General features: G+C 61.7%; 18 protein-coding genes. 12 read left to right on the forward strand and 6 right to left on the reverse strand.

Annotated elements, in window-relative coordinates; translation table 11 throughout:
- Positions 1-74: 74 nt before the first annotated feature.
- From GOX53_RS16070 to GOX53_RS16080, 3 genes are all read right to left on the reverse strand, one after another.
- Positions 75-1103, reverse strand: a complete 1029-nt coding sequence (locus tag GOX53_RS16070; RefSeq protein ID WP_171178069.1) for a GlxA family transcriptional regulator — start codon at positions 1101-1103, stop codon at positions 75-77.
- A gap of 347 nt (positions 1104-1450) precedes the next feature.
- Complete coding sequence (locus GOX53_RS16075) at positions 1451-2686, reverse strand: adenylate/guanylate cyclase domain-containing protein (protein ID WP_171178071.1); 1236 nt, start codon at positions 2684-2686, stop codon at positions 1451-1453.
- Positions 2687-2745: 59 nt separating this feature from the next.
- Positions 2746-3183: a MarR family winged helix-turn-helix transcriptional regulator gene (locus tag GOX53_RS16080; protein ID WP_171178073.1), complete on the reverse strand. Its 438-nt coding sequence runs from the start codon at positions 3181-3183 to the stop codon at positions 2746-2748.
- A 72-nt stretch (positions 3184-3255) separates the two neighbouring features.
- Here GOX53_RS16080 and hmgA point away from each other — a divergent pair, with 72 nt between their 5' ends.
- The 9 genes from hmgA (at position 3256) to GOX53_RS16125 (ending at position 11088) form a co-directional block, all read left to right on the forward strand.
- Positions 3256-4611, forward strand: coding sequence for a homogentisate 1,2-dioxygenase (gene hmgA / locus GOX53_RS16085; protein ID WP_171178076.1), 1356 nt, complete (start codon positions 3256-3258; stop codon positions 4609-4611).
- A 105-nt stretch (positions 4612-4716) separates the two neighbouring features.
- Positions 4717-5973: a fumarylacetoacetase gene (fahA, locus tag GOX53_RS16090; protein ID WP_171178078.1), complete on the forward strand. Its 1257-nt coding sequence runs from the start codon at positions 4717-4719 to the stop codon at positions 5971-5973.
- Positions 5974-6010: 37 nt separating this feature from the next.
- Entirely contained in the window at positions 6011-6487 is a 477-nt protein-coding gene (locus GOX53_RS16095) for a DUF2059 domain-containing protein (protein ID WP_171178080.1), read from the forward strand.
- Complete coding sequence (locus tag GOX53_RS16100) at positions 6487-7437, forward strand: MBL fold metallo-hydrolase (protein ID WP_171178082.1); 951 nt, start codon at positions 6487-6489, stop codon at positions 7435-7437. Before GOX53_RS16095 ends, GOX53_RS16100 begins: the two co-directional genes overlap by 1 nt.
- A 153-nt stretch (positions 7438-7590) precedes the next feature.
- Positions 7591-9201: an FAD-dependent oxidoreductase gene (locus GOX53_RS16105; RefSeq protein WP_171178084.1), complete on the forward strand. Its 1611-nt coding sequence runs from the start codon at positions 7591-7593 to the stop codon at positions 9199-9201.
- A gap of 5 nt (positions 9202-9206) precedes the next feature.
- Positions 9207-9404 (forward strand): DUF2783 domain-containing protein, encoded by a 198-nt coding sequence (locus tag GOX53_RS16110; protein WP_171178086.1) that lies wholly within the window; start codon positions 9207-9209, stop codon positions 9402-9404.
- A 5-nt stretch (positions 9405-9409) separates the two neighbouring features.
- Positions 9410-9952, forward strand: a complete 543-nt coding sequence (locus GOX53_RS16115; RefSeq protein ID WP_171178088.1) for a VOC family protein — start codon at positions 9410-9412, stop codon at positions 9950-9952.
- Between the two features lie 68 nt (positions 9953-10020).
- Positions 10021-10659, forward strand: a complete 639-nt coding sequence (maiA, locus tag GOX53_RS16120) for a maleylacetoacetate isomerase (RefSeq protein WP_171178090.1) — start codon at positions 10021-10023, stop codon at positions 10657-10659.
- A 93-nt stretch (positions 10660-10752) separates the two neighbouring features.
- Positions 10753-11088: a DOPA 4,5-dioxygenase family protein gene (locus GOX53_RS16125; RefSeq protein ID WP_171178092.1), complete on the forward strand. Its 336-nt coding sequence runs from the start codon at positions 10753-10755 to the stop codon at positions 11086-11088.
- A gap of 175 nt (positions 11089-11263) precedes the next feature.
- Here the strand turns inward: GOX53_RS16125 and GOX53_RS16130 are convergent, their stop codons facing one another.
- Positions 11264-12892: an acyl-CoA synthetase gene (locus tag GOX53_RS16130; RefSeq protein ID WP_171178094.1), complete on the reverse strand. Its 1629-nt coding sequence runs from the start codon at positions 12890-12892 to the stop codon at positions 11264-11266.
- A gap of 220 nt (positions 12893-13112) precedes the next feature.
- On the opposite strand from GOX53_RS16130, the gene GOX53_RS16135 reads away from it, so the two are divergent.
- On the forward strand, positions 13113-14510 hold the full coding sequence (locus tag GOX53_RS16135) for an aspartate aminotransferase family protein (protein ID WP_171178096.1): 1398 nt from the start codon (positions 13113-13115) through the stop codon (positions 14508-14510).
- Positions 14511-14608: 98 nt separating this feature from the next.
- The gene (locus GOX53_RS16140; protein WP_171178098.1) at positions 14609-15199 is read left to right on the forward strand and encodes a GNAT family N-acetyltransferase; all 591 of its coding nucleotides are present in this window, start codon (positions 14609-14611) and stop codon (positions 15197-15199) included.
- Positions 15200-15246: 47 nt separating this feature from the next.
- Here GOX53_RS16140 and GOX53_RS16145 read toward each other — a convergent pair whose 3' ends face one another.
- Positions 15247-16230: a quinone oxidoreductase gene (locus GOX53_RS16145; protein ID WP_171178100.1), complete on the reverse strand. Its 984-nt coding sequence runs from the start codon at positions 16228-16230 to the stop codon at positions 15247-15249.
- A 298-nt stretch (positions 16231-16528) separates the two neighbouring features.
- On the opposite strand from GOX53_RS16145, the gene GOX53_RS16150 reads away from it, so the two are divergent.
- A complete protein-coding gene (locus tag GOX53_RS16150) occupies positions 16529-17386 on the forward strand; it encodes a DUF2189 domain-containing protein (protein ID WP_171178102.1) in 858 nt (285 codons plus the stop codon).
- A 75-nt stretch (positions 17387-17461) separates the two neighbouring features.
- On the opposite strand, the gene GOX53_RS16155 is transcribed toward GOX53_RS16150, so the two are convergent.
- Positions 17462-18448 (reverse strand): NAD(P)H-quinone oxidoreductase, encoded by a 987-nt coding sequence (locus tag GOX53_RS16155; protein ID WP_171178104.1) that lies wholly within the window; start codon positions 18446-18448, stop codon positions 17462-17464.
- Positions 18449-18465 lie beyond the last annotated feature (17 nt).

Here is an 18465-nt window from a genome sequence, read left to right on the forward strand (position 1 = left end):
CCTGCTGGGTTGCAAAGGTATGATCAGCCAAAAACCTCTGAACGAACGATATTCAAATCGCCCTCCACTAAACCTCATTCGCCATTTTGCAGGAGTGACGCCGGGCGGTACATCGGCCAGGCTCGGAACTCGAACGGCACGCGGCCCTCGATCCGGTCCCGGCTGGGCGGCAGTCCAAAACGCCGTTTGTAGGCCCGCGCAAAGTGCACATGACTGGGAAACCCGCACGCAAGGGCAACTTCGGAGATGGGAAGCTCGGTTTGCGTGACCAGTCCTCGCGACCGGTCAAGCCGGATATCCCGGTAGTATAGCTGCGGGCTGGTTTTTACATATTCCTGGAACAGACGGTTCAACTGGCGCTGAGAAACCCCTGCCAGTTTGCAAAGTTCAGGAATGCTGATCAGTGTTTCCAGATGGCGCTCCATGATCTCAATGGCCTTCCGGACCTTGGGCGGCGCAGTATTCCCCAAAGGCTCGAGATGATCATCGGTTTGGTGCGCGCCCGGCCCGCGCAGATTTCTGTAGAACAAGTACTTGGCGCAGTCATTGGTCAGCGCGTCGCCCATGATGCCGCGCAGCAGGAACAGGGCGAACTCTCCCGTTGCGGCGCCCCCGCAGCATGTTCCAAGGCTGCCTTCATGCAGAAACAGATCCTCACAAATCTCAGTTTGCGGGTACTTTTCGCCAAAGGCATCGATATGCTCATAATGAACGGTTGCACGCCGTCCCTGCAGCAAGCCTGCCTCGGCCAGGATGAAGGCCGCGGTATCAATGCCAGCAATGTAACTACCCGTCCTCGCAAACTTCCTTATGGCAGACAACAGCGGTTCACTTGTGAAGGCTTCGGGCGTCCAGCTGCTTGAGACGACGACGATGTCAGGCTGTGTTTGCCTAAGCGCGTCCAGTGGTTTGACGGCAATCTCAAGGCCATTGCTGGCTCGGCACATCTCACCTGCCTCGCTCGCGATGCACCATTGAAAAAGCTGTTTTCCGCCGAGGTAGTTTGCTGCCCGGAACGGATCCAGAAACGTTGTTGTCGCCGCGAGATTGAAGTGCGGCGTGACCAGAACCAAAATCTCGGTGGTCTCATTCTTGTTCTGCATGGCCACAACGTAGCGGATTCCGGGAAGCACGGCGAGCGAGGTGGGATGCTTCTCCCGCCAAAGACACTGTGGCCTTTGCGGAAAGTAACGACTGCGGCAAAGCATTGCATTTCCGAGCCTTGACCCATCTCAGTGGCCAAGCTGCAGGAATTGAAACGACACTCATGAGCATCTGGATTGTTGTTTGCATCCGTCTCAGCACCGCGTTTGGGTGACGGTCCGCTTTAGCGCCTCAGCGCACTCGCAACCTGCGACTGTTTCGGCCGCGCTAAGCTGCGATAGAAAAGGCCGGACCTTGGCAAGGGCGGCTGCAAGCTCATCCCGGGCCAGGAGCACGAGAACGTTTTCTATTCGCCTGGTCTGTACACCGTGAACAACTCCTTCGGTTCGGCCACCCCGCGCAGCATGTACCGGCCCAGAGAAATCAGGTCATAGTCGCAGGGCTCGGCGGCGCGGGCGACTTCGTCCGATAGCAGGATGCGCTGACCCAATGAACGGTGCATTCCGGCGATGCGGGCGGCCTGGTTTACCGCCGGGCCGATCACGGTGAAATCCAGCCTGTTCTCGGCGCCGATATTGCCATAGAGGATTTCACCGGCATGCAGGGCCAGCGTGAACTCGGCCACCGGCAGCCCTGCCGCGGCCCGCTCGGCATTCCGCTCGGCCATCCTTGTCTGCAATTCTTCCACCGCGGCTAATGCGGCACGGGCATCCGCGTCGATCTCGCCCACGTCGAACATTGCCATCAGCCCGTCGCCCATGAATTTCAGGATGTTGCCGCCGCAATCATGCACGACCCCCACTGCAACCGCGAGATAGTCGTTGAGCATCGCGATCATCTCAAGGCCCGGGATCTGCTCGGACAGGCTGGTGAACCCTTCCAGATCGAAGTTCCAGATCACCGCGTCGATCTGTTGCAACGATCCGCGCCGGATTTCTCCTGACAACACCCGATGCCCGGCATCCCGGCCCAGATAGACCCCAAGCAGGTCCTTGGCCATTTGCCGGTTGGCCGCCGATTTCAGCGCCAATCCGAGATGTGGCAGCGCCTCGCGGATCAACGAAAGATGGGCGTCGCAGAACCCGTCCGGCGCGTCGCTTGCCCAGGACAGCAGGACGCCCTCGGGCGCGTTGTCGGGGTCAACCGGTCGATCCGGGTCGTATTTCTCCAAAAGCAACGCCATCGCCAGATAGTCCGTGGCGCCCCGCTGGCGCAGCTCGTTGAGAAAGGGGAATCGGCTGGCCTCATTCTGCTCCACCAGCCGTTCGCGCAACGTATCGGTGTCACTGCCCAGCAAGGCATAAAGCGGGCTTTGCACCCACCGCTCTTTCGGCGTGTCGCTGTATTCGTAGTTTTCGACCAGCACCCCTTGGTCCCGGGTCCAGCTGAACCCGGTGCCGCCATAGTTGGGGTGAAACGCGTTCTGCGCCGCATGAAAGCGCATGAGGGGAATACCGAGCGCGATCAGCTGGTCGCAATAGCCCTCGAGCAGCTCCTGCTGCCCGGCCCCTTCGAGCCCCCGCTCCAACAGCCAGCCGATCAGTTGGTGAGACGCGGGCAAAGGGGTGTCGATCCTGGTCATTGGAGGCTCCAATTCATACCTGCCCGATCTGGGGTCTGTGACCCGAAATTGCCAGTACGCTAATCCATACCTGCCAGCCGCCGCAGCATCATTCGCAACAATGCCGCCTCGCCCTTGGTGAAATGCGCGGCCAGTTTGGCGTCATAGTGCTCGGCAATGCCGCGCAGCTCACGATAAACGGCCAGGCCCGCCGGGGTCAGAGTCAGGCGTTCAACCCGGCGATCCCTTTCATCACGGGTCCGGCTCAGGTATCGGCGCTGGCCCAGCTTGGCGACGGCGCGGCTGACCTTGGTCTTGTGGATGATCGCCCGCTCACCGATCTCTTTGGCGGTCATCTCGCCGTAGTTGCCCAGATGAAACAGCACTCGCCATTCGGTTCTGAGCATCCCGTAGCGATTCTTATAGACCCGCTGAAACTCGAGCGAGCTTTGCTCAGCCGCCTGATTCAGCAGGAAGGGCAGGAAATTTCGCAGATCAAAGTCATCTTTTTCTGTCATTTTCGCGTCTCCTGTCCTTGTTAGTTACAAAATCAACTATTATTCGACAAGCACCAAACGGAGGAACGCGCCATGAATCGTCCGACTGATCCGCATGAAATGACCCAGGCAGGCACGCCTGTCGGCACTGTCGAGGGCTATATGCCCGGCTTCGGCAATGACTTTGAGACCGAGGCGCTGCCCGGCGCCGTGCCGCAGGGCATGAACAGCCCGCAGAAATGTAACTATGGCCTTTATGGCGAGCAACTGAGCGGGACCGCCTTCACCGCCAACCCGCCTGAGCGCACCTGGTGCTACCGTATCCGCCCGTCGGTGAAGCACTCGCACCGCTATGAAAAACTCGACCTGCCCTACTGGAAATCCGCGCCTTGCGTGGACCCGGACGTGATTAGCCTGGGCCAGTACCGCTGGGACCCGGTGCCGCATTCGGATCAGGGGCTGACGTGGCTGACCGGCATGCGCACCATGACCACCGCAGGTGACGTCAACACGCAGGTGGGCATGGCCAGCCATATCTATCTGGTCACCGAATCGATGGTGAACGACTATTTCTACTCGGCCGATTCCGAGCTGCTGGTGGTCCCGCAAGAGGGTCGCCTGCGCTTTGCCACCGAGCTGGGCATCATCGATCTGGAACCCAAGGAGATCGCCATTATCCCGCGCGGTCTGGTCTATCGTGTCGAGGTTCTGGAGGGCCCCTGCCGCGGCTTTGTCTGCGAGAACTACGGCCAGAAATTTGAGTTGCCCGGTCGCGGCCCCATCGGCGCCAACTGCATGGCCAACCCGCGCGATTTCAAGGCGCCCGTGGCAGCCTTCGAGGATCGTGAAGTACCCTCGACCATCACCATCAAATGGTGTGGCCAGTTCCACACCAGCAAGATCGGCCAGTCGCCGCTGGACGTGGTCGCGTGGCACGGCAACTACGCGCCCTACAAATACGACCTGCGCAACTACTGCCCGGTCGGCGCCATCCTGTTCGACCACCCGGACCCGTCGATCTTTACCGTGCTGACCGCGCCCTCGGGCCATCCCGGCACGGCCAATATCGACTTTGTCCTGTTCCGCGAACGCTGGATGGTGATGGAGGACACGTTCCGCCCGCCCTGGTATCACAAGAACATCATGTCCGAGCTGATGGGCAACATCTACGGCCAGTACGACGCCAAGCCGCAGGGCTTTGTCCCCGGCGGGATGAGCCTGCACAACATGATGCTGCCGCACGGGCCGGACAAAGAGGCCTTTGAAAAGGCGTCGAACGCCAATCTTGGCCCCGACAAGCTGGACAACACCATGTCCTTCATGTTCGAAACCCGCTTCCCGCAGCATCTGACCGCATTTGCCGCGGATGAGGCGCCGTTGCAGGATGACTATATCGACTGCTGGACCGACATCGACAAGAAGTTCGACGGCACCCCCGGCAAGAAATGACGACACTTGCGGCGATCATCCTCTGCGTAGTGATCGCCGCGCTCATCGGTTACGGGCTGTATCTGCACCTGACCGGTGACCCAATGGATGACGAGGACGATCCGGATGACACTTAAGAAAAGCTGGGTGGCTTCGGCCAACGACGCCAACCACCCGTTTCCGCTGAACAACCTGCCCTACGGCGTGTTTTCGACCGAAGGGTCGGACCCGCGCTGCGGCGTGGCCATCGGCGACATGATCCTTGACGTGAGCGCAGCCGAGGCCGAGGGGATCATCGCCCTGACCGATGTACCTCTGTTCGACGTGCCGTTCTGGAACGAGTTGATGGAGGAAGGCCCCGCCGTATGGACCGCCCTGCGCGAGCGGCTGATCGCGTTGCTGGCCGAGGGCTCTGCCGAGCAGGACAAGGTCGAACCGCTGCTGGTGCCGATGGATGAGGCCGAGTTGCATATGCCCTTCGCCGTCAGCGAATACACCGACTTCTACGCGGGCCGGAACCATGCTTTCAACGTGGGCACCATGTTCCGCGGCCCGGAAAACGCGCTGCCGCCCAACTGGCTGCATATCCCGATCGGCTACAATGGCCGCGCCTCCTCGGTCGTGGTGTCGGGCAGCGATATCCGCCGCCCCTGGGGCCAACTCAAGTCTCCCGACCACGACCGACCCGCCTTCCTGCCCTGCCGCCGCTTCGATATCGAGCTGGAAATGGGCGCCATCGTGGGCGCGCCCTCGGACGGCCCGATCACGGTGCAGGAGGCCGATGATCACATCTTCGGCTACGTTCTGCTGAACGACTGGTCGGCGCGCGACATCCAGGCCTGGGAGTATCAGCCGCTCGGCCCCTTCCAGGCCAAGGCCACTGCCACCTCGATCTCCCCCTGGATCGTCACCAAGGCCGCGTTGGAGCCGTTCCGCTGCGACACGCCCACACGCGAGTTTGAACTGCTGGACCACCTCAAGGATTGCGGCCCGATGCTCTACGACATCGAGTTGGAGGTGACGATGGCGCCCGAAGGCAAGGACGCCACCACCATTGCGCGGACCAATTACAAGGAAATGTACTACTCCGCCGCGCAGCAGCTGGCACATCACACGACATCGGGCTGCCCGATGAATGCGGGCGACCTGCTGGGATCGGGCACCATCTCGGGCGCCGCAAAACCCGAGCGCGGCTCGCTGCTGGAACTGAGCTGGGGCGGAAAAGAGCCTCTGACGCTGGACACGGGCGAAACTCGCTCCTTCATCGAGGATGGCGATACGCTAACCCTAAAGGGCGCCGCCAAAGGTGATGGCTATACCATCGGCTTCGGCGACTGCGGCGGCACGGTCCTGCCCGCCCTCGATGACCCATACGCACGCTAAAAGCGCAATTTTTGACATCTTATCGACTGGAAATCCCATGAAAACAAAATCCCTAATTGCCTCAGCAATTCTGGTGTTCGGACTTTCGGCACCGGCGTTTGCGGATGATACCCAAGCGCTGGCTGAACAATATGTAAACATGCCAGAAATCCAGCAGATGATGACAGACATGTTTTCTCCGGAGAGCATGGCCAATCAGGTAGCAGCAAGCCTGCCGGCTAATATCCAACTGACGGACAGCCAAAAGCAGCGGATCGGAACGTTGATGTCCGATGCAATGAATGACCTGCGTCCGAAGATGACGGCGTTGATGATCAAAGGAAGCGCGGAAACCTTTACCACTGATGAGCTTACCGCATTGATTGACTTCTATAGCTCAGAACACGGGGCCGCGATCATGGCCAAAATGCAGCCATTCATGCAACGCACCATGGCCGAACTCGCTGCCGACATGCAAAAAATCCAAATGGAAATCACACCAGAACTGGTGAAAATTCTTCAGGAGAAAAGCTGATGGCTAAAGCTTTCGCCTCCCAAGGCGACATGACCGAAAAGAAGATCTCGTTCACCGAAGTGGGCGAGGGGCTTTATGCCTTTACCGCCGAGGGTGACCCCAACTCGGGCGTCATCATCGGCGATGACAGCGTGATGATCGTCGAGGCTCAGGCAACCCCGCGCCTGGCAAACAAGGTGATCGAATGCGTGCGCTCGGTCACCGACAAGCCGATCACCCATGTGGTGCTGACCCATTACCATGCCGTCCGCGTGCTGGGAGCCAGCGCGTTCGGCGCGAACCAGACCATCATGGGCGACACCGCTCGTGCCATGGTCGTGGAACGCGGGCAAGAGGACTGGGACAGCGAGTTCCAACGCTTCCCGCGTCTGTTCGAGGGGCACGAGAGCATCCCCGGCCTGACCTACCCGACCACGACCTTCTCTGAGGACATGACCGTCTATCTCGGCAACCGCCGGGTGGACCTGATGCATCTGGGCCGTGCTCATACGGCGGGCGATATCGTGATCCATGTGCCGGATCAGAACGTGATGTTCACCGGCGATATCGTGGAATATCACTCGGCCTGCTATTGCGGTGACGGGCATTTTGGGGATTGGGGCGATACGCTCGACAACATCAGGGCCTTCGACGTGGATGCCATCGCACCGGGCCGCGGCGATGCGCTGGTCGGGAAAGAGATGGTGAACGCCGCCATCGAAAACACCCGCGATTTCGTTGAAAGCACCTATCGCCCCGCCGCCCGCGTGGCCGCCCGCAACGGCACATTGAAAGAGGCGTGGGACGCGGTACGCACCGAGTGCGATCCCAAGTTCGCCGACTACGCGATCTATGAACACTGCCTGCCGTTCAACGTGGCCCGCGCCTATGACGAAGCACGCGGCATTGACACGCCGCGCATCTGGACCGCCCAGCGCGATCTGGAAATGTGGGAAGCCCTGCAAGGTTGACCCACAAATCGCGGGGCGACCTTGATCCAGATCGTGTCGCCCCGGGAAAAACGATGTGACCATGAGCCAAGACCTCCGGCGCCATCGTGGCGGAGGACAGGAGATTTGTGTCCTGCATCCAGTTCGGACGCACAGCCATTGGGGGGAGAGCCCATGAACAAGATTTTCGAAGTTCCACTCTATGCCTACGAGCGCAGTCCCGATCAGGACGCGCCCGTTCCGGTACGCCACAAGGTGATCGTCGTCGGCGCCGGCCCCATCGGGCTTGGCGCGGCCATCGACCTTGCCCAGCAGGGTGTTGAAGTGGTGGTTCTTGACGACAATGACAAGGTCAGCTTCGGCAGCCGTGCCATCTGTTTCGCCAAGCGCCCGCTGGAGATCCTCGACCGTCTGGGCTGTGGCCAGCCGATGGTGGACAAGGGTGTCGAGTGGGACGTCGGCAAGGTCTTTTTCGACGACCGGCAGGTCTATGAGTTCAACCTGCTGCCCGAGGAGGGGCACCGGCGCCCGGCCTTCATCAACCTGCAACAGTATTACTTCGAAGAATACCTGGTGAACCGCGTTCGCGAGTTGCAGGCCGAGGGCGCACCCATCGAAATCCGGGGCCGCAACAAGGTCGAGGCCATCGGCACTCATCCCGATCATGTGAAGCTTGAGGTGGAAACGCCCGAAGGCTCTTACACGGTCGAGGCCGACTGGCTGATCGCGTGCGACGGCGCGGGCTCGCCCATCCGGGCGATGCTGGGCAAGGACTTTGTCGGACGCGTGTTCGAGGACAATTTCCTGATTGCCGACGTGATCATGGAGGCCGATTTCCCCACCGAGCGCTGGTTCTGGTTCGACCCGCCCTTCAACAAGGGCCAGTCGGCGCTGCTGCACAAGCAACCCGATGGCGTCTGGCGCATCGACCTGCAACTGGGCTGGGACATCGACAAGGAACGCGAGAAGCGCCCCGAGAACGTCATCCCGCGCCTCAAGGCGATGCTGGGCCAGGATGTGAAATTCGATCTGGAATGGGTGTCGATCTACACCTTCCAGTGCCGACGGATGGAACAGTTCCGCCACGACCGGGTGATCTTTGCCGGTGACTCGGCGCACCAGGTCTCACCCTTCGGTGCGCGCGGGGCCAATTCGGGCCTGCAGGATACCGATAACCTGTGCTGGAAGCTGAAACTGGTGCTTGACGGCAAGGCGCCGGAGGCGCTGCTGGACAGCTATGACATCGAGCGCATTCACGGCGCGGACGAGAATATCCTGAACTCGACCCGGTCGACCGATTTCATCACGCCCAAGTCCGAGATGTCCCGCACCCTGCGCGATGCGGTGCTGGATCTGAGCGAGCACTATGAATTCGCGCGACCCCTGGTGAATTCCGGCCGCCTGAGCGTGCCCTGCACCTATGATGGCTCGCCGCTCAATTCGGCGGACGCGCTGGATGGACCGGCGCGCACCCGTCCGGGCTCACCCTGCCCCGACGCGCCACTGAAGGACGAGTTCCTGCTGCCGAAACTGGGCGGCAAGTTCACCCTGCTGACCATCGACGCAGATGCGCCGGATGTGATCGAAGAGGACGGGGTCGAAGTCACCCGCCTCGCGCTTTCGGTCAAGGACGACCCGACGCTGGAGCTGAAACGCCGCTATCTGGGCGACAATGACAGCGCCGTCTACCTGATCCGCCCCGATCAGCACGTGGCCGCCCGCCGTCCCAGCTTTGACGAAAACATGTTCCGGCACGCGATCCGCCGGGCCACCGGCAAGGAGTAAGCGACATGACCGATCTGATCCTGACCCCGAATATCGACGGCGCAGACGATTTCTATGCCGATCTTCTGGCCGCGCATGAAGGCCTCGACAAATCCGCCAGCGATGCACTGAGCGCACGTCTTGTGCTGGTGCTGGCCAACCATATCGGCGACCGCGCAGTGCTGGACCAGGCGCTCAAGGCCGCCGCCCTGAAACAGGAGTGACCCCCATGAAAATCGAACAGATCCACCACGTTGCCTATCGCTGCAAGGACGCTAAGGAAACCGTCGAGTGGTACGGCAAGATGCTGAACATGGACTTCATCCTGGCGATTGCCGAGGATCACGTCCCCTCGACCCACGAGCCCGATCCTTACATGCATCTGTTCCTGGATGCCGGGAACGGCAACGTGCTGGCGTTTTTCGAACTGCCGACTAAGCCCGAGATGGGCCGCGATCCGAATACGCCGAAATGGGTGCAGCACATCGCATTCAAGGTAAAAGACCGTGAAGAATTGATCGCATTCAAGGACCATCTCGAGGCCAATGGTGTCGAGGTTCTGGGTGTGACCGACCACTCGATCTTTCACTCGATCTACTTCTTCGATCCGAGCGGGCACCGCATCGAACTGGCCTGCCCGGATCCGGAGGAAGAGGCGATGCTGGCCAAGCTGGATACGGTGAAATGGGAGATGCTGGAAGAGTGGTCGAAGACCAAGAAGGCGCCCAAACACGCGGACTGGCTGCATGCCAAGGAACTGGGTAACGTCTGACCACAGGTGATCCGTGCGACAGAGGCAATCGGCCCCGCGCCGGTTGCCTTGCGTTTGGGAGGAACGGGATGAGCGACGTTGTGCTCTATGACTACTGGCGATCATCGGCCAGCTACCGGGTGCGGATCGCGTTGAATCTGGCGGGGATCGCCTATCGCCCGGTCATGGTCGATCTGACCAAGGGCGCGCAGAAATCGCCGGAGCATCTGGCGCGCAACCCGCAAGGCTTCGTGCCGGTGCTCGAGATCGACGGGCTTCGGCTGACGCAGTCACTGGCGATCCTCGACTATCTGGATCAGACCCGGGGTATGCGCCTGTTGCCCTCCACGCCTGCCGCGCGCGCGCGGGTACTGGCGCTGGCCCACGCTATTGCGGTCGACATCCACCCGGTCTGCAACCTGCAGGTCGCCAAACACGCAACGGCGCTGAGCGGCGGGGCCGAGGGGATGCCGGGCGACTGGATGCGGCATTTCATCCGCCCCGGCCTGCTGGCCTTTGAACGCCTGCTGGGCGGGTTCGATCAGAGCTCCTATTGCTGCGGCGACGCGCCGGGGCTGGCCGATATCTGCCTGATGCCACAGCTCTACAACGCGCGCCGGTGGGAAGTGGACCTGTCGGACATGCCGCGCCTGCTGGGGGCCGAGGCCGCCTGCGCCGAACACCCGGCCTTTGCCGCGGCACATCCGGATGCAAACGCGCCTGCATAGCTTCTCCTTCATGCACAGAATCTGTGTGCGGTTGCGGGTGTTCACCACTACCCGCACGCCCTAGTTTGAGGGCATGCGCTCAAAGAGGTCCCGATGCCCGAAATCACCGGCTATCACGCCCATGTCTATTTCGACGCCGACACGCAGGAGACCGCGCAGCAGGTCTGCGAGGATGCCGCACGCCTGTTCCCGGTGCAGATGGGCCGGATGCATGCCCGCAACGTGGGCCCTCACCCGCGCTGGAGTTGCCAGCTGGGCTTTGCCGCCGATGCATTCGCCCGGGTGATGCCATGGCTGATGCTGAACCGGCAGGGGCTGACGATCTTCACCCATCCCGAGACCGGGGATCACCTGGCTGACCACCGTGACCGGGCGATCTGGATGGGAGAGGTGCTGCAACTGGATCTTTCGATCTTCGATCAGGCGTGAGCCGGGGAAAAGCCGCTTCGAAGCGGCTTGCAAGCGGTTAAAACCGCTTCCCAAGGCGTTTTCAAACGCCTTTCCCCGCGCTGATTTCAGCCTGATGTCCCGATCAAGACTGTCGCGTAACCGATCCGGCCGGCGCCCAAATTTCTTCGAAGAAATTTGACCCCGCTCCAACCGTTCACAACGATCGGGCCTGATCGCGCAGCACGAATTTCTGGATCTTCCCGGTCGAGGTCTTGGGCAACGCCCCGAAGACCACCGTCTTGGGCGCCTTGAAATGGGCCATGTTGTCCCGACAAAAGGCGATCAGTTCGGCCTCGCTGGCCTCCACCCCCGGCTTCAACTCGACAAAGGCGCAAGGGGTCTCACCCCATTTCTCGTCCGGCCGCGCCACCACGGCCGCCTCCATCACGGCCGGATGCTTGTAGAGGATGCCCTCGACCTCCACCGACGAGATATTCTCACCGCCCGAGATGATGATGTCCTTGGACCGGTCCTTGAGCGCGATGTAGCCGTCAGGATGCATCACCCCCAGATCGCCCGAAGCGAACCAGCCGCCCTTGAACGCCTTGTCCGTGGCATCGGGATTCTTCAGGTACCCTTTCATCACGATGTTGCCCTGCATGAAAATCTCACCCATGGTCTCGCCATCGGCGGGCACAGGTGCCATCGTCTCAGGGTCGGCCACCATCAGGCCCGAAAGCGCCACGTATTTGACCCCCTGACGGACCTTCAGCGCGACGCGCTGCTCGGCATCCTGGTCGTCCCACTCCCCTTTCCAGGCGCACACGACCGAAGGGCCGTAGGTTTCGGTCAGACCATAGACATGGGTCACCTCGACCCCCATCCCTTCCATCTTCTCGATCACCGCGGCGGGCGGCGGGGCACCCGCGGTCATCACTTTGATCTCGTGATCGAAATCCTTGAGCGCATCCGGCGCGTTGGCCAGCATGTTCAGAACAATAGGCGCGCCGCAGAAATGGGTAACCTTCTCCTCGCGGAAGGCGCGATAGATCGGCTCGTCCCGCACCGCGCGCAGGCAGACCGACACGCCCGCATTGGCGGCCATGGTCCAGGGGAAACACCAGCCGTTGCAGTGAAACATCGGCAGCGTCCACAGATAGACTGAATGCTGCGGCATGCCCCAGGTCAGAATATTCGAGGTCGCGTTCAGCGCCGCGCCCCGGTGGTGATAAACCACCCCCTTGGGGTTGCCTGTGGTCCCCGACGTGTAGTTCAGCGTGATCGCGTCCCACTCGTCACCCGGCAGCGACCAGTCGGAATCCGCATCACCCTCGGCCAGCAGCGCGTCATAGGTCAGCGCGCCCAACCTCTCGCCGCCGTCATAACTCGGGTCCTCGATGTCGATCACCAGCAGGTCCGGGCGCTCGACCTGTTGCAGCGCCTCTTTCACCACACCTGAAAACTCCGGGTCCACCATCAGCACCTTGGCCTCGCCATGGTTTAGGATGAAGGCGATGACCGGCGCGTCCAGACGGGTGTTGATCGCGTTCAGCACCGCACCGGCCATCGGCACGCCGAAATGCGCCTCGTACAACTCGGGGATATTGGCGGCGATGATCGACACCGTGTCGCCGCGCCCGATCCCACGCGCCACAAGCGCGCTGGCCAGCCGGCGGCACCGCGCATAGGTCTCGGCCCAGCTATAGCGCCGATCTCCGTAAACCACCGACGGATAGTCAGGATACACCGCCGCTGTCCGCTCGATATAACTCAGCGGCGACAGAGGTGTGTGATTGGCACGGTTTTGATCCAGATGGCGCTCGTATATATTCGTCGATGTCATCTGCCATTCCTCCCTGGTCTTCGATCCGAGTTTGAGCACAAAGGCACCGCTCTGACAAACCCGTGAAAATACCAAGGCTGCAAGACTGGCGATACGCGACCGGGCGAACTGGCCCTATCTAACATGGCCCTTTCGCGCTGATCTGAAACATGGAAAACAACCTGCCCGGACGGGACCAATCCCGATTCCCGCGCACCGCTTCACTCTGAAAGGGCATGTCATGGACGGCACGTTCAACGAAAACGATCTTTCCCGTGTGGTCGAGGCCGACCGCGCCCATATCTGGCATCACCTGATCCAGCACAAACCCTTTGAAACCAACGATCCGCGCATCATTGTCGAGGGCAAGGGCATGCGCGTCTGGGATCAGAAGGGCAAGGAACATCTGGATGCCGTCTCGGGCGGTGTCTGGACCGTCAACGTCGGCTATGGCCGCGAATCCATTGCCAAGGCGGTTTACGACCAGCTGATGAAGCTGTGCTATTTCGCCAATACCGCAGGCTCGATCCCAGGCTCGAACTTTGCCGAGATGCTGATCGACAAGATGCCGGGCATGAGCCGGGTCTACTACACCAACTCGGGCTCCGAGGCGAACGAGAAGGCCTTCAAGATGGTCCGCCAGATCGCGCATAAGCGCTATGGCGGCAAGAAGACCAAGATCCTCTATCGCGACCGCGACTATCACGGCTCGACCCTTGCCACCATGTCGGCAGGCGGTCAGGACGAGCGCAACGCGCAGTACGGCCCCTTTGCGCCCGATTTCGTGCGCGTGCCGCATTGCATGGAATACCGCAAGCATGAGCTGGGCAAGGAGGACCTGTCGGGCGAAGCCTTCGGTCAGGCCGCAGCCGACGCCATCGAAGAGGTGATCCTGCGCGAAGGTCCCGAAACCGTCGGCGCGCTGTGCCTTGAGCCAGTAACCGCAGGCGGCGGCGTGATCGAGGCACCCGCCGGCTATTGGGAGCGGGTGCAGGAGATCTGCAAGAAATACGACGTGCTGCTGCATATCGACGAGGTTGTCTGCGGGGTGGGCCGGACCGGCACCTGGTTCGGCTATCAGCAATATGGCATCAAGCCGGACTTCGTGACCATGGCCAAGGGTGTCGCCTCGGGCTATGCGGCAATTGCCTGCATGGTGACCACCGAGGAGGTCTTTGAGATGTTCAAGGACGACACCTCGGACCCGCTGAATTATTTCCGCGACATCTCGACCTTTGGCGGCTGCACCGCCGGTCCGGCTGCGGCGATCGAGAACATGCGGATCATCGAGGATGAGAACCTGTTGGGTAACTGCACCGCAATGGGCGAGCGGATGATGGGCAATCTGCAGGCTCTGATGGAAAAGCACAAGGTCGTGGGCGACGTACGTGGCAAGGGTCTGTTCCTGGGCGCCGAACTGGTTGCGGACCGTTCGACCAAGGAACCGGTGGACGAGAAACTGGCGCAGGCGGTCGTGGCCGACTGTATGAACCAGGGCGTGATCATCGGCGTGACCAACCGCTCGCTGCCGGGCCGCAACAACACGCTGTGCTTCTCACCCGCGCTGATCGCGACCCCCGACGATATCGACCAGATCACCGACGCCGTGGACGGCGCTCTGGGCCGCGTGTTCGGGTAAGCTGTTTATTTACCTGTCTGTTTCTCCCCGATCATGACAGGTTTACCGGGACCGGCGCGCTCACCGCGCCGGTCCTGTCTTTTGTGGAGGGTTTTTCCATGTGGGCCACATCCGTTTCCCTGACCGGCCAGCACTGCGCCGCTGTTCCCTTGTCCTCTGCACATGCGGGCGAGCTGCGCGAGGCGGCGGCCGATGGCGAGCTGCACCGCCTTTGGTACACGACGGTGCCTGCCCCAGAAGGCGTCGAAGATGAAATCGCCCGACGTCTGGACTTGCTGGAAAGCGGTAGCATGGTGCCTTTTGCGGTGCTCGATGCCTCGGGCAAGGCGGTTGGCATGACCACCTACATGAATATCGACCACCCCAACCGGCGGCTGGAGATAGGCTCAACCTGGTACCGGAAGGCGGTGCAGCGCACGCCGCTCAATACCGAGTGCAAGCTGCTCTTGCTGCGCCATGCCTTCGAGACACTGGATGCCATTGCGGTCGAGTTCCGCACCCATTTCATCAATCACCAGAGCCGCCGCGCCATCGAACGGCTTGGCGCCAAGCTGGATGGGGTTCTGCGAACGCACATGATCATGGCCAACGGCACCCTGCGTGATACGGCGGTCTACTCGATCACGACGCCCGAATGGCCGACGGTGAAGGCAAATCTGCAATGGCAGTTGGAGAAGCCGCGCGGCTGAGGGTTCGGGCGACGCGCTCGGTGCTCGGTTCAAAGCTTGGTCTGCGTTTACGGTGTCAGCACCGTGCTGCCGGTGGTTTGCCGCGCCTCAAGCGCGCGGTGAGCATCCGCCACATCCTCAAGCGGGAAGCGCTGGTCGATGCGGATCTTGACCTCGCTGCCTGTGATCTTACCAAACAGCCGCCGTGCCATGGCCTGACAGGTCTCATGCCGGGAGATATGGGTGAACAGCGTGGGCCGGGTGATCTTGAGCGAACCCTTCTGCCCCAGAATACCGATATTGACGGGCGGCACCGGGCCCGAGGCATTGCCGAATGAGATCATCATGCCCAGCGGCTTGAGACTGTCGAGCGAGCCTTCGAAGGTGTCGGCCCCCACCGCGTCCATCACCGCATCCACACCCTCGCCCTTGGTCAGGTCACGCACACGCGCGGTGAAATCCTCGGTCTGATAGTTGATGCAATGGGCGGCGCCATGAGCCAGCGCCAGATCGCATTTCTCATCCGTGCCTGCCGTGCCGATCAGCCTGATCCCCTCGGATTTCGCCCATTGGCAGGCGATCAGCCCGACGCCGCCCGCCGCGGCGTGGAACAGCACCGTATCGCCCCGGTGCAGCGAGGTGGTGCGGTGAAAGAGATACTCGACAGTCATCCCCTTGAGCATCGCGGCGGCGGCGGTTTCGAACTCGATCCCCTCGGGCAACGGGCAGACTTGCGCGCCGGGCATCAGCCGCGCCTCGGCATAGGCCCCAGATGGGGCTGCGGCATAGGCGGCACGATCGCCGGGTTGCAGGTGAGTGACCCCCTCGCCCACCGCCTCGATCACGCCCGCCGCCTCCATGCCCAGCGCATGGGGCAGCTCCATCGGATAGAGACCGGTGCGCTGGTAGATGTCGATGAAGTTCAGCCCGCAGGCGTGATGGCGGATGCGGACCTCGCCGGGCCCCGGCTCGCCCAACGGGCGGTCCTCAAGGCGCAGAACCTCGGGCCCGCCAACCTCGTGAATGACAACGGTACGTGCAGTGTCGCTCATGATGTGCTCCTCCGGTTTGCAGCCAAGCTATAGCGTTTCGGGTAAAAGTTGAATCTCCAATACCCTGCCGTAGCTTCGGCGTTCACGTGATATTTGCGATAGACGTGGCGCATCGATTTCTCGAAAGGCTGAAGCGATCCTGTCCGGCTACGCAATGCCCTGTCGCACAGAGGTGATTCGTCCATTTACCGATCTGTGCTATACTTGGCTCAGGCGTTGCCGGTCGGTCCGGTCTGACGCTTTCCGGATGCCGGACCCGTTCCGCGGCGCACCGCTCACGCCAAGGAAGGGAATGACCATGGCAAAGACAATCGGAAACCCAATCTCGTGGGCCGCCCGCAATCTGGGCGCCACCGGCGAACATGTCTCGGATAGTGTCAGCCAGATCGGCAGTTCGGACACGCGCGAGCTTCCGATGGTGCAGACGCTGACGATGCAGGATCTGACCGACTGCCTGAGGGCGGGGTATCAGGATTTTCTCGCAATCCGTGCCGACGCGATATTCATTGCAATCGTCTATCCGCTGGCGGGGCTGGTTTTGTTCGGGTTCAGCATGCAGATGGACATGATCCCGCTGCTGGCGCCGCTGGTGGCCGGGTTCGCGCTGCTGGGTCCCGTCGCCGCAGTTGGCCTCTACGAGATCAGCCGCCGTCGAGAACAGGGGGCGGAAGTGTCTTGGCTGGACGCCTTCGGCGTTTTCCGATCACCCTCGTTCGGGGCAATCCTGGTGCTGGGGTTCTACCTGACGATGCTGTTTCTGATCTGGCTGATGATGGCGCAGAGCGTCTATGTCCAGACCCTCGGCCCCGAGCCGCCGGCTTCGCTCACTGCCTTTGTCCGGGACACGCTGACCACGCCCGCAGGCTGGACCATGATTGTTGTCGGCACTCTTGTAGGGTTCCTGTTTGCTCTGGCCGCACTGGCCATCAGCGTTGTCAGCTTTCCGCTGCTGCTCGACCGCAAGGTCGGGGTGCCGGTGGCGGTGGTGACCTCGGTACGGGTGCTGCGGCACAATCCGGTGGTCATCCTGAGCTGGGGCGCCATCGTGGTGGGTCTGCTGGTCGTAGGCTCCATACCGCTGCTGTTGGGGCTGATCGTGGTGGTGCCGGTTTTGGGGCACGCAACCTGGCATCTCTATCGCCGGGCCGTCGCCTGACAGATCCCCGAGTATCCTTGGAGGTCCATTGCCGCCACTCAAAAAGCCCCGGGCTCGTTCCCGGGGCTTTTCGCGTCAGCCAGAAACCTTCAGAACGATCTTGCCTATATGGCCCGAGCTTTCCATCCGCGCATGGGCCGCCGCCGCATCCGCCAGTTCGAACTCACTGTCCATCACCGGCGCAACCTTGCCCGCCTCAAGCAGCGGCCAGACCGCCTCGCGCAGATCCTGCGCGATCCGCGCCTTGGCCAGATCGCTCTGCGGGCGCAGGGTGCTGCCCGTGAGGGTCAGGCGCTTGACCATCATCAGGGCAAAGTTCAGTTCGACCACTGGACCCTGAAGGAAGGCGATCTGCACCAGTCGCCCATCCTCGGCCAGCGCCTTGACGTTGCGCGGAATGTAGTCGCCGCCCACCATATCGAGGATCAGGTTCGCCCCGCCCTCGGCGCGCATCGCCTTGACGAAATCCTCGTCGCGATAATTGATCGCCTTTTCGGCCCCCAGATCGAGGCAGGCCTGACATTTCTCATCCGATCCGGCGGTGGCAAAGACACGCGCGCCAAAGGCATGGGCCAACTGGATTGCCGTGGTGCCGATACCGCTGGAACCGCCATGAACCAGAAACCGCTCCCCCGCCTTCAACCCGCCGCGAGTGAAGACATTGGACCAGACGGTATAGAAGGTCTCGGGCAGACAGGCGGCCTGTTTCATCCCCATCCCGTTGGGCACCGGCAGGCAATGCGCGGCGGGGGTGGAGACGTATTCGGCATAACCTCCGCCCGGCAGCAGGGCACAAACCTTGTCGCCCACCGACAGCCCTTCGGCACCGGCGCCGACCGCCACGACCTCGCCCGAGCATTCCAGCCCCGGCAAATCGCTTGCACCGGGCGGCGGATCATAGGCGCCTGCGCGCTGCAACGCGTCGGGGCGGTTCACCCCGGCATAGGCCACCTTGAGCACCACCTGGCCGGTGGCTGCCTCGGGCACGGGACGGGTGGTGAGTTGCAGGATTTCGGGTCCGCCGGGCTGGCTGATCTCGACGGCGCGCATTTCCTGGGACATGGGACCTCCTGTTGATG

The sequence above is a fragment of the Ruegeria sp. HKCCD8929 genome (assembly GCF_013031405.1).
Lineage (GTDB): Bacteria > Pseudomonadota > Alphaproteobacteria > Rhodobacterales > Rhodobacteraceae > Ruegeria.

Excerpts from the sequence above, each read along its gene's own strand:
- GOX53_RS16070 (WP_171178069.1), bottom strand. The coding sequence starts at position 1,103 with ATGCAGAACAAGAATGAGACCACCGAGATTTTGGTTCTGGTCACGCCG.
- GOX53_RS16075 (WP_171178071.1), bottom strand. The coding sequence starts at position 2,686 with ATGACCAGGATCGACACCCCTTTGCCCGCGTCTCACCAACTGATCGGC.
- GOX53_RS16080 (WP_171178073.1), bottom strand. The coding sequence starts at position 3,183 with ATGACAGAAAAAGATGACTTTGATCTGCGAAATTTCCTGCCCTTCCTG.
- hmgA (WP_171178076.1), top strand. The coding sequence starts at position 3,256 with ATGAATCGTCCGACTGATCCGCATGAAATGACCCAGGCAGGCACGCCT.
- fahA (WP_171178078.1), top strand. The coding sequence starts at position 4,717 with ATGACACTTAAGAAAAGCTGGGTGGCTTCGGCCAACGACGCCAACCAC.
- GOX53_RS16095 (WP_171178080.1), top strand. The coding sequence starts at position 6,011 with ATGAAAACAAAATCCCTAATTGCCTCAGCAATTCTGGTGTTCGGACTT.
- GOX53_RS16100 (WP_171178082.1), top strand. The coding sequence starts at position 6,487 with ATGGCTAAAGCTTTCGCCTCCCAAGGCGACATGACCGAAAAGAAGATC.
- GOX53_RS16105 (WP_171178084.1), top strand. The coding sequence starts at position 7,591 with ATGAACAAGATTTTCGAAGTTCCACTCTATGCCTACGAGCGCAGTCCC.
- GOX53_RS16110 (WP_171178086.1), top strand. The coding sequence starts at position 9,207 with ATGACCGATCTGATCCTGACCCCGAATATCGACGGCGCAGACGATTTC.
- GOX53_RS16115 (WP_171178088.1), top strand. The coding sequence starts at position 9,410 with ATGAAAATCGAACAGATCCACCACGTTGCCTATCGCTGCAAGGACGCT.
- maiA (WP_171178090.1), top strand. The coding sequence starts at position 10,021 with ATGAGCGACGTTGTGCTCTATGACTACTGGCGATCATCGGCCAGCTAC.
- GOX53_RS16125 (WP_171178092.1), top strand. The coding sequence starts at position 10,753 with ATGCCCGAAATCACCGGCTATCACGCCCATGTCTATTTCGACGCCGAC.
- GOX53_RS16130 (WP_171178094.1), bottom strand. The coding sequence starts at position 12,892 with ATGACATCGACGAATATATACGAGCGCCATCTGGATCAAAACCGTGCC.
- GOX53_RS16135 (WP_171178096.1), top strand. The coding sequence starts at position 13,113 with ATGGACGGCACGTTCAACGAAAACGATCTTTCCCGTGTGGTCGAGGCC.
- GOX53_RS16140 (WP_171178098.1), top strand. The coding sequence starts at position 14,609 with ATGTGGGCCACATCCGTTTCCCTGACCGGCCAGCACTGCGCCGCTGTT.
- GOX53_RS16145 (WP_171178100.1), bottom strand. The coding sequence starts at position 16,230 with ATGAGCGACACTGCACGTACCGTTGTCATTCACGAGGTTGGCGGGCCC.
- GOX53_RS16150 (WP_171178102.1), top strand. The coding sequence starts at position 16,529 with ATGGCAAAGACAATCGGAAACCCAATCTCGTGGGCCGCCCGCAATCTG.
- GOX53_RS16155 (WP_171178104.1), bottom strand. The coding sequence starts at position 18,448 with ATGTCCCAGGAAATGCGCGCCGTCGAGATCAGCCAGCCCGGCGGACCC.